Raw genomic sequence first — 674 nt, forward strand, 5'->3', positions numbered from 1 at the left:
TGACAGCCCTAACTGTAGGCGCTTGCCAACGTAGCGGCATCTGCTCGCAAACGGAGCGGATTTCTGCTCGGATTATCTGACAATGAGCAAAACGATTTGCTCACGCTATCTGCCAATGTGCTCACCAACATCCAGCGCTGCTCGCCATCATAATCACCTGCTCACATTATCTGCCAACGGCATCGCCATGGTGTCAGGGGCCGATATCGCCAAAATAGTCGCCGCGTTGATGAGCGTTCATGGTTGTTCGCCAGACGACGAAACCGGTCCATCCTATAGCCAACGTCAGCATTACAAAGCTCGGTGTGATGCCGATCGACCAGTGGAACCGCCTACTGATTGCCGGAAGGACCATGCCGGCGAGCACAGGCAGCAAGCATGATAAGCGCACAACAGCGCTTTTGCTGGTCCAGTTTCGCCCGATCATGCCCGGCAAGCCCAGATGCCATCGACGATAACGAGAGTGTCGAGATCAGTGACCACGCTGCCTCCCGAACAGGAAATGGTAGGTCAGGGCGAATACCGGCACCATGATCGCCGTCTTGATCGACAGGTTGTGGAGCACCTCGGGCCAGGGATGGACGAAGACGCCTTCGATCAGCGCACCCAGCGCGACGGCGAGGACACCGGTGAGAGCGCCAAAGGCCCAGCCCGGCAACTTCACGACTGGACCT

Annotated in this window: 1 protein-coding gene; it reads right to left on the reverse strand. The window is 57.6% G+C overall.

The genetic code is table 11. The annotated features are described in order from the left end of the window. Positions 1 to 472: 472 nt before the first annotated feature. The coding region (locus AACY45_RS27300) for a hypothetical protein (protein WP_339548554.1) at positions 473 to 674 on the reverse strand (202 nt) is incomplete at its 5' end.

Source organism: Pseudomonas sp. RA_35y_Pfl2_P32 (assembly GCF_963970735.1).
Taxonomy (GTDB): Bacteria; Pseudomonadota; Gammaproteobacteria; order Pseudomonadales; family Pseudomonadaceae; genus Aquipseudomonas.